A 9,234-nucleotide genomic window follows, 5' to 3' on the forward strand; every position below is an offset into this window, starting at 1 on the left:
AACCTATGTCCAGCCTCGTCCCGCCTTTTACCCTTGAGACCGCCAGCCAGAAAGTCCGTCTTGCCGAGGACGGCTGGAACAGCCGTGATCCCGAGCGCGTCTCGCTCGTCTATACGCCGGACAGCCGCTGGCGGAATCGCGCCGAATTCATCACCGGCCGTGCCGAGATCGTCGCCTTCCTCACCCGCAAATGGGCAAAGGAGCTGGATTACCGGCTGATCAAAGAGATCTGGGCCTTCACCGATCATCGCATCGCCGTGCGCTTCGCCTATGAATGGCACGATGACAGCGGCAACTGGTTCCGCTCCTATGGCAACGAGAACTGGGAATTCGACGCTGCCGGCCTGATGCAACGCCGCTTCGCCTGCATCAACGACCTGCCGATCCGCGAATCGGAGCGCAAGTACCGTTGGCCGCTCGGCCGACGACCGGATGACCATCCCGGTCTGACCGAACTCGGCCTCTGAAGCATTAGGGAAAGCCGCGGGTGAAGACCATCTACGAACGCGCCGACATCGTGCCGCTGCTCGCCGAAATCTTCCGCGAGCTCGGCTATGAGGGCACGTCGCTCAGCCGCATCACCGAACGCACTGGCATCGGCAAGGGCAGCCTTTATCATTTTTTCCCCGGCGGTAAGCAGGAGATGGCGGGCGCCGTGCTCGCCGATGTCGATGGCTGGTTCGAACATGCGATCTATCAGCCGCTGAGAAAGGACGACGCCCGTGAGGCGATCGCGGCAATGTGGACGAATGTGAACGATTACTTCCGCTCCGGCCGCCGCATCTGCCTCGTCGGTGCCTTCGCGCTTGACGAGACCCGCGAACGGTTTTCGGCAGAGATCGGCAATTATTTCATTCGCTGGATCGACGCCTTGCGGTCGGCGCTGATGCGGGCAGGCTGCTCTGAGGGGGAGGCGCAAACGCTCGCCGAGGAGGGCGTCGCGGGTATTCAGGGCGCGCTGGTGCTATCGCGTGCGCTTGATGACAGGGTGGTTTTCACCCGGTCCTTGGACACGCTGGCGAAACGGTTTGATTCTGTGATGCGATGAGGGGCGGTCAAACCGCTGGGACGTTTATTGTACCTATGAAAAAATTCACCCGGCCACGAGTGACTGGCCGGGGCATTGATCGGGCGCTGCGCGGCGCTCGAGCTTACATCGGTAGCGTTTTGCGTCTATTTCAGCGTTGTTGTTGAGGCTGCTGGGCCGGGCGCGTATTTTCCCGTTCAGGGCGAACCTGGCGCCATTCGTTTTCCATCTGGTCGACGACATGCTGGGGAATGGTGGTTTGGCTATTGGCGGGCGTCTGCATCGGAAGTCTCCTCTGTTCGTGGTAAGGCTTCGGGGCAAGAAGATGCATTGCATAAGACAAAAGGCGTGTAAATCAGTGGCTTAAACACTTTAAACGATTAAATGGAATTTAATCGATTAAGACGGTTTTAACCATGATATTTCGGGGGAAGCGCGGAATGGTTGTCCACATGGACCGGGCATTCTTTTTCGATACTGTACGGCACGGACTCTTCAAGGGAAACCTGACTCAGCCTCAGGTAGTGGGCATCACGGCGATTCTCGACGCCTGGGAAGAACGGTTTGCCGATGCCGACCGGCGGTGGCTCGCTTACATCCTCGCAACCGCTTACCACGAGACCGCTTATACGATGCAGCCGGTGCGCGAGACGCTGGCGGAAAGCGATGTGCGCGCGGTCGAGATCCTCGAGACGGCCTTTGCCGCAGGCCGGCTCTCCTGGGTGAAGACGCCCTATTGGCGGCCGGATGAGGATGGTCGCAGCTGGCTCGGACGCGGCCTGGTGCAGCTCACCCACAAGCGGAACTACGAGGCGATGAGTGTGCTGACGGGGATCGACCTCGTTGCCGATCCCGACCGGGCGATGGAGATGGATGCGGCGGTGACGATCCTGATCGAGGGCATGCTGCAGGGCAGCTTTACCGGCCACAAGCTCGCCGATCACCTGAACGCGACGACCGCGGACTGGGTGAATGCGCGCCGCATCGTCAATGGCACAGACCGGGCGGAAAAGCTCGCCGCCTATGCCGTGGTCTTCGATGCGGCGATACGTCCCGATGCGGCCCATGGCTGCTCTCGCGGTTGAAGGCCTGGCGCGCGCATGTTATCGCCCGGCTGACAGCTGGAGCGCGGCGCGTCCGATAGGATGCGCCAGGGTCGCTCCATCATTTGGATAAATCTGACAGGAGCTTCCGCGTGATCCGTCATATCGTCTTCTTCACCGTGCAGGAGGAACATCTGCAGGAGGTGAGGGCCGGGCTTTCGATACTGACCGGCATTCCGCATGCGCGGCTGCTGGAAATTGGTACCAATGTGAAGACCGATCAGATAGGCACCGAGATTGATCTCGTGGTCTATGGCGAATTCGACGACGAAGCGGCCCTTGCCGCTTACAAGGCGCATCCCGATTATCAGCTCTCGATCGATCGCGTGCGGCCGCTCCGGGAAAAGCGCATCGCCGCCGATTACGACAGCCGCACGGCGGTGACGCGGCCGCTCTGACTTGCGAAAGCGTTCGGCCACGCTGCATTCCATTGAAATTTCAAATGGATGAATGATTTTCCGGATTCGGATCAGTCCGAAACTGACTCAACTTCCGAACCACCGGACTCAACTTTCGAAAAAGCGGCGGCAAGCGATTCTAAAGATTCGCCAAAACCGGCTGCTGGTTCATGGTCAGATTGCCCCAGCGGTTGCGACGTGGACGGAAAGCCGCTCTCTTCCTGCGTGGATGATAATCAAGAAATATTAAGAATGGCTGATTCCGATACGCGGGCGCCGCGCACCAGCGCCATCAGCATCAGCACGAAGATGAGCGACAATGCCGCCAGAACGGCGCAGGCGGCGAGCGCCGGGCCGGTGCCGGCGCGGTCGAGGATGGCGGTGAAGATGACGGGGGCGATGGCGTTGGCGAGGTTCTGCGGCAGCGACAGCCGGGCCGATTGCAGTCCGAATTCGCGCGGTGAGAACAGCGCCAGCGGGAGCAGCGCGCGGGCGACGGTCATGACGCCGGTGCCGAACCCGTAAAACAGGACGAAGGTGACGAGCAGCGGCGTCGACGGGCTGGCAATCAGCATAATGAGGAAGCTCATCATCATCAGGCTGATGCCCATGGCCGCGCTGAGCATGGGGTTGCCGCGCCGGCCGAGCAGCATGTCGAGGAAACGTGCCGAGATGCCGAGGATGCCGCGTGCCGAGCCGAGCTGCAGTGCAAAGGCGGGGGAGGCGCCGGACTGGCGGAAGATTTCGAGCAGCGATGGCGAGATGCCGAAGGTGACGAAGGTCGAGATCGTCGTCGCCGCGGCGATCAGCAGAAAGGCTTTGCGCTGCTTGGCCTTCGACAGCGGCACCGGGGCGATTTCGGCTGTGCCGCCATCGACATGTATTGCGATCGGCTTCGGCAGGACGAAAAGATGCAGCGGCAGGCAGACGAAGAATTGCAGCGCCGCACAGACCAGGAAGGTGAGGCGCCAGCCGACCGCCTCGTTGAGCAGGCTGAGGATCGGCCAGAAGATGGCGCTCGAAAGGCCGGTGAACAGCATCAGGATGGCAATGACGCGTTTGCCGTTCGCCCCTTCACGCTCGACGACGGCGGTATAGGCCGGTGCCGAGAGGCCGAACGCGCCGCCTATGCCGATGATGATCCAGGCGCCGGCATAGAGCACGATGCCGTTTGCAGCGGCAAGCAGAAGCAGGCCAAGCGCAAAGGTCAGCGAGGAGGCCGAAAGTACCCGGGCAGCACCATAGCGGCCGAGCCAGCGGCCGGTTGCCGGACCAACGATGGCGCTGACCACCATCATGATCGTCAGGCCGGCAAACACCACTTCGTTCGCCAGGCCGAGATCGGGCGCCACGACGCGGCCCATGACTCCGAGCATGTCGAAAGTCGTGCCCCAGCCGATCAGCTGGGTAACGGCAAGGACGGTGACCGTCTGCGCCGAGCGGAAGCGGGAGGATTTTGGCATTGGTGCTGAAACGGTCTGAAATGTGGGGCAGCAAGGGCATAACAGTTTCAACCGGCTGGTGAAAGCTGCGGGCGGCGAGAATCGGAAGAGCGCGGCCGATTCGCAGACAAAGATTGTGGTGTCGGTCCCGCCGGCTTCCCGCCTTTACCGGAGGTGATGAAGAATGCGTGGATACCAAGGTTGAGGGTATCGTTTTTGGACGCAACGGCCGCCGCCGGAGCTTGCTGCGGCGGCAATTTAGAGGCGCTGAAACCGGCTGTCCCGAACAGTCGAGAACAGTTCTAAACGCCCTGCATTACAGCGCATTCATTTGCCATTCAGGTCGCGTGAGTACATATTCGGGGCAAGTTGGCATTACCTTGGAAGCATAACACATGGCCTTTCCTCTGAGCGTCGCAGCATTGGCCGCCGGACTGGTGGTATCGGCGCCCTCACCGGACGCCGCGGGCACTTTTGTCGTGCGTATCGGAGGCGATTGCAGCGCCGCTGCAGCCCAGGTCGTCGAGCAGACGGGCGGCCAGCTCCTGTCCGTGCAACCGGTGGGCGATACCTGCATCATCACCGTTCTCGTGTCCGGCAATGGCCAGCGTCCACGCAAGGTGACGGTAAAGGTTCCGATGTAGGCGGAATCGGCTTATTCAGGACATTGAACGATTTGAAGCGGACGAAGGCGGACCGATGCGCATCCTGGTAGTCGAAGACGACGTTAATCTGAACCGGCAGCTGGCCGACACGCTGAAAGAGGCGGGCTATGTCGTCGACCAGGCGTTCGACGGCGAGGAAGGCCATTTCCTCGGCGACACCGAACCCTATGACGCCATCATCCTCGATATCGGCCTGCCGGAGATGGACGGGGTTACCGTTCTTGAAAAATGGCGCGGCGCCGGCCGCGGTGTGCCGGTGCTGATCCTGACGGCGCGCGACCGCTGGAGCGACAAGGTCGCCGGCATCGACGCCGGTGCCGACGACTACGTCACCAAGCCCTTCCATGTCGAGGAAGTGCTGGCCCGCATTCGGGCGCTGATCCGGCGCGCAGCCGGGCATTCCTCATCCGAGATCATCTGCGGGCCGGTGCGGCTCGATACTAAATCCTCGAAGGCGACGGTCAACGGCACGACGCTGAAGCTGACCTCGCACGAATATCGCCTGCTTTCCTATCTCATGCATCATATGGGCGAGGTCGTCTCGCGCACGGAACTGGTCGAGCATATGTACGATCAGGATTTCGACCGCGATTCCAACACGATCGAGGTCTTCGTCGGCCGCCTGCGCAAGAAAATGGGGGTCGACCTGATCGAAACGGTGCGCGGTCTCGGTTACCGTATCCAAGCGCCGAAACATGCGAATTAAGTCGCTCACCGCACGTGTGTTGTTGCTGACCACGGTCTGGTCGACGGTGGCGCTGGTGGTGATCGGTCTGCTGATCTCCACCCTCTACCGCAAGAGCGCCGAACGCGGTTTCCAGGATCTGTTGCGGGCGCAGCTCTATAACGTCATCAATTCGGTGACGATCGGCGATCAGGGCGCGCTCAGCGGCAGCCCGCAGCTCGGCGACCTGCGTTTTGCCCAGCCGAAGACCGGCTGGTACTGGGTGGTGGAGCCGCTCGGCACCTATACGACCGCACCGCTGGTGTCGCCTTCGCTCGGCTCGGCGCTCATTGCGGTTCCCTCCGTCGTCGAAGCGCCCTTCGACAAGAATTACGAGCGCTACTACCAGGTGACGGATGCTTCCGGGAACCGCGTGCAGGTGGCCGAAACCGAAGTGGTGCTCGATACCGACGGGCGCGCGGCGCGCTTCCGCGTCACCGGCAACGTCGATGTCGTCGAAGACGACGTGCGCACCTTTTCCCACAGCCTCTATCTGGCGCTCGCCGGTTTCGGCGTCGGCAGCCTGATCGTCAACGCGCTGGCGATTCTCTACGGCCTGAAGCCGCTCGACAAGGCACGCGCCGCGCTGGAGCGCATCCGCGCCGGCGAGAGCGAACAGCTGAAAGGCGACTTCCCGCGCGAAATCCTGCCGCTCGCCAACGAGGTGAACGCGCTGATCGACAGCAATCGCCGCATCGTCGAGCGAGCCCGCATGCAGGTCGGCAATCTCGCGCATTCGCTGAAGACGCCAATCGCCGTGCTCCTCAACGAGGCGCGCGTGCTCGAAAAATCCCATGGCGAGCTGGTGCGCAGCCAGGCGGAATCGATGCAGGGGCAGGTGCAGTCCTATCTCAATCGGGCGCGCATCGCCGCGCAGCGCGAATCCGTGCTCGCCCGCACCGATGCCGAGCCGGCGCTTGAACGGCTGGTGCGCGTCATGCGCCGGCTGAACGTCGATACCGAATTCGATCTGGTCGTCTCGCCGCCGCATCTGGCCGTTGCCATGGAGCAGCAGGATCTCGAGGAGACCGTCGGCAATCTCCTGGAAAATGCGGCGCGTTTTGCCAAGAGCAGGGTGCGGCTTTCGGCCATTGAGGCCGGCGAGGATGTGAAGGGGGTAGAGGCGAGCGCGCGCCGCCACTGGGTGGAGCTCGCCGTCGAGGATGACGGGCCGGGCCTGGAGCCGGACCAGATCCGCGAGGCGCTGAAGCGCGGCCGCAGGCTCGACGAAAGCAAACCCGGAACCGGGCTCGGCCTTTCGATCGTCACCGAGATTTCCAACGAATATCAGGGACGGCTCGAGCTTTCCCGAGGTGAATGGGGCGGGCTGAAGGCGAAGCTTATCCTGCCCGGCGTCACAAAGGATGTTGCATGAGCAACTGCTTGATGTCACAAAGATACTGGCAAATGTATAGCATGCTTTGCCTTAATGCTGACACGGGGACGCTGCACTTCGATCGGCTGAAATTGACCCCTGATCGTGGTTCGACGCAATGATTTTACGCTCGCAAGGCATGATCGTTTCCGCTCTTCTCGTCGCCGTCGCGCTGTCCGGCTGCACGACGACGAAGAGTGCCGCTTCGCGCGGCATTTTTTCGAGCAAGCCCTCGGCATCGGCCGCCTTCATCACCGCGCTGCAGGGCGGCATCGTCGGCCGCAGCGGCGTGAGCTTGAACGACAGCGACAAGCAGCGGGCGCTCGAGGCGGAATATCGGGCGCTGGAAGGGGCCGCCGTCGGCCAGCCGATGCTCTGGACCGGCAAGGATGTCACCGGCAAGGTGGTGGCGGCTGCGCCCTATCAGGTCGGTTCGCAGAACTGCCGGCAATATACCCATACGCTGACCGTCGACGGCAAGGACACGGTGGCGCGCGGCGCTGCCTGCCGCAACGACGACGGCAGCTGGTCGCCGCTCTGAATTGCGGCCAATAGAGCGCCGCGCGTCCGACAGGACGCGCCAAGGACGCTCTATCGCTTTAGATGGCGCATAATCCTTTCCGAAAATCGATTCCGATTCTCGGGGTTATGCGCTAGCCTCAAATCTTCGTCATTCCGGCTTTGGCAGTTGGAATGAAGGCGCGCTTCACGTATTTGGGCGACATGCTGTTCTGGATTCTCGTTGCCGCTTTGACGGCAGCCCTCGCCGTCATCCTGCTCTACCCCCTTCTGCGCGGAGCGAAGGCGGCGGAGAATATCCGCGCGGGCGAGGCGGCGGTCTATCGCGACCAGTTGCGCGAACTTGACCGCGATCTCAACGGGGGGCTGATCACCCCGGAGGAGGCCGATTACGCCAGGGCAGAAATCGGCCGGCGGCTGATCGCAGTCTCTGCCGATGAGCCGGCTGAGACGGCGAAACCCGCACGGCATCACCGTTTTACCGAGGCCTTCGTGCTCCTGGTCCTGCCGGTTCTCGGGCTCTGTCTTTATTTGACGACGGGCAGGCCGGACCTGCCCTCGCAGCCGCTGGAAGCGCGGTTGGAAAACCCCGGCAACGACGTGGCGGTGCTGATCACCAAGGCGGAACGGCACCTGGCTGAGAAGCCCGATGACGGCAAGGGCTGGGACGTGCTGGCGCCGATCTATTTCCGCACGATGCGCGTCAACGACGCGCAACTGGCCTATCGCAATGCTATCCGGCTTCTCGGCCCGAGCCCCGTCCGGCTCGATGGCCTTGCCGAGACGCTGATGGCGGCCTCGGACGGCGTGGTGACGGAGGAGGCGCGGCAAGTGCTGGAACAATCGCTGACGCTCGAACCTGACAATCCGCGTGCCCGCTTCTACATCGCCCTCAGCATGGAGCAGGCGGGACGGCCCGATGAGGCGCGCCAGGCCTTCGAGGCGCTGGCGAAACAATCGCCTGATGATGCGCCCTGGCTTCCGTTGGTCAACGAGCATATCGCCATGAACGGCGGCGTGAAGTCAGGCGCCGATCCGGCTGCCCCAGGCGCCAACCCGGCTGCCCCGGGCGCCGATCAGGCTGCCCCCGGCAATCCCACGCAGCAAGATGTGGCGGCGGCCGAGACTATGAGCGCCGGCGACCGGCAGCAGATGATCCGCGGCATGGTCGAGAGCCTCGACGCCAAGCTCAACGAAGATCCGAACAATTTCGAGGGCTGGATGCGGCTCGTCCGCTCTTACGCCGTATTGAACGACAAGGATCGCGCTGCCGGCGCCCTGAAGCGCGGGCTTGCGGCCTTTCCGCCGCCCGGCGAACAGGGCAGGCAATTGCTGGCGCTTGCCAGGGAACTCGGCATAGCCACGGAGGGAGCGACGCAATGACGCGCAAGCAGAAGCGCCTGGCGGTGATTGCGGGAGGCATGGGCTTCATCATCGCCGCCGTGCTGCTGGTCATGTTCGCCTTCAGCCAGTCCGTTGCCTATTTCTACATGCCGGCGGATCTCGCCAAGACGCCGGTTGCGCCGGAAACCCGCATCCGGCTCGGCGGGCTGGTCGGCGAGGGCAGTGTCGTGCGCGGCACCGGCTCGACGGTGGAATTTGCCGTCACCGACGGCAGCACCAATGCCGTGAAGGTCAAATATACCGGCATTCTCCCCGATCTTTTCCGCGAGGGCCAGGGTGTCGTGACAGAAGGCATGTTCGCCGCCGGGACGAACGTCTTCGTGGCCGACACCGTGCTTGCCAAGCATGACGAGACCTATATGCCGAAGGACGTGGCCGACAGGCTGAAATCCCAGGGGCTGTGGAAGGAAGGTCAAGGCCAGGAAAACCCTGGGAAGGAAGCTCAGGGCCAGGAAGTGAAAGGACAGCAAGTGAAGGCGACGCCATGATCATCGAGATCGGCCATTACGCGCTGGTGCTGGCGCTGGCCACGGCGCTCATCCTTTCCATTGTGCCGGTGATGGGAGCCCGTCGTCAC

11 protein-coding genes and 1 pseudogene are annotated in these 9,234 nt (G+C 62.5%); 10 read left to right on the top strand and 2 right to left on the bottom strand.

Annotated elements, in window-relative coordinates; all coding sequences use genetic code 11:
* Positions 1–5 precede the first annotated feature (5 nt).
* On the top strand, positions 6–467 hold the full coding sequence (locus RWJ89_RS29760; protein ID WP_316031878.1) for a nuclear transport factor 2 family protein: 462 nt from the start codon (positions 6–8) through the stop codon (positions 465–467).
* A 20-nt stretch (positions 468–487) separates the two neighbouring features.
* Entirely contained in the window at positions 488–1,048 is a 561-nt protein-coding gene (locus RWJ89_RS29765; protein ID WP_316031879.1) for a TetR/AcrR family transcriptional regulator, read from the top strand.
* A gap of 130 nt (positions 1,049–1,178) precedes the next feature.
* Here the strand turns inward: RWJ89_RS29765 and RWJ89_RS29770 are convergent, their stop codons facing one another.
* Positions 1,179–1,310 carry a hypothetical protein gene (locus RWJ89_RS29770; protein ID WP_003546730.1) on the bottom strand — a complete coding sequence of 44 codons (132 nt, stop codon included), beginning with the start codon at positions 1,308–1,310 and terminating at the stop codon, positions 1,179–1,181.
* 157 nt (positions 1,311–1,467) lie between these two features.
* Between RWJ89_RS29770 and RWJ89_RS29775 the strand changes: the two are divergent.
* Together RWJ89_RS29775 and RWJ89_RS29780 are read left to right on the top strand one after the other, a co-directional pair.
* Positions 1,468–2,171: pseudogene (locus tag RWJ89_RS29775) on the top strand (hypothetical protein).
* A gap of 51 nt (positions 2,172–2,222) precedes the next feature.
* Complete coding sequence (locus RWJ89_RS29780) at positions 2,223–2,528, top strand: Dabb family protein (RefSeq protein ID WP_316031880.1); 306 nt, start codon at positions 2,223–2,225, stop codon at positions 2,526–2,528.
* 236 nt (positions 2,529–2,764) lie between these two features.
* Here RWJ89_RS29780 and RWJ89_RS29785 read toward each other — a convergent pair whose 3' ends face one another.
* Positions 2,765–3,991 (bottom strand): MFS transporter, encoded by a 1,227-nt coding sequence (locus tag RWJ89_RS29785; RefSeq protein ID WP_316031881.1) that lies wholly within the window; start codon positions 3,989–3,991, stop codon positions 2,765–2,767.
* A gap of 374 nt (positions 3,992–4,365) precedes the next feature.
* Between RWJ89_RS29785 and RWJ89_RS29790 the strand changes: the two genes are divergently transcribed.
* The 6 genes from RWJ89_RS29790 (at position 4,366) to ccmE (ending at position 9,145) form a co-directional block, all read left to right on the top strand.
* Complete coding sequence (locus RWJ89_RS29790) at positions 4,366–4,614, top strand: hypothetical protein (protein ID WP_020049234.1); 249 nt, start codon at positions 4,366–4,368, stop codon at positions 4,612–4,614.
* Positions 4,615–4,669: 55 nt separating this feature from the next.
* A complete protein-coding gene (locus RWJ89_RS29795) occupies positions 4,670–5,341 on the top strand; it encodes a response regulator transcription factor (RefSeq protein WP_003546765.1) in 672 nt (223 codons plus the stop codon).
* On the top strand, positions 5,331–6,734 hold the full coding sequence (locus RWJ89_RS29800) for a sensor histidine kinase (protein WP_168284803.1): 1,404 nt from the start codon (positions 5,331–5,333) through the stop codon (positions 6,732–6,734). The genes RWJ89_RS29795 and RWJ89_RS29800 overlap by 11 nt, the downstream gene beginning before the upstream one ends.
* Positions 6,735–6,852: 118 nt before the next feature.
* Positions 6,853–7,275, top strand: coding sequence for a hypothetical protein (locus RWJ89_RS29805; RefSeq protein ID WP_131641444.1), 423 nt, complete (start codon positions 6,853–6,855; stop codon positions 7,273–7,275).
* 182 nt (positions 7,276–7,457) lie between these two features.
* Entirely contained in the window at positions 7,458–8,636 is a 1,179-nt protein-coding gene (gene ccmI, locus RWJ89_RS29810; protein WP_421668952.1) for a c-type cytochrome biogenesis protein CcmI, read from the top strand.
* The gene (ccmE, locus tag RWJ89_RS29815; RefSeq protein ID WP_131665944.1) at positions 8,633–9,145 is read left to right on the top strand and encodes a cytochrome c maturation protein CcmE; all 513 of its coding nucleotides are present in this window, start codon (positions 8,633–8,635) and stop codon (positions 9,143–9,145) included. Before ccmI ends, ccmE begins: the two co-directional genes overlap by 4 nt.
* The last annotated feature ends 89 nt before the right edge of the window (positions 9,146–9,234 follow it).

The sequence above is a fragment of the Rhizobium sp. 10PS4 genome (assembly GCF_032464805.1).
Classification (GTDB): Bacteria; Pseudomonadota; Alphaproteobacteria; order Rhizobiales; family Rhizobiaceae; genus Rhizobium; species Rhizobium laguerreae.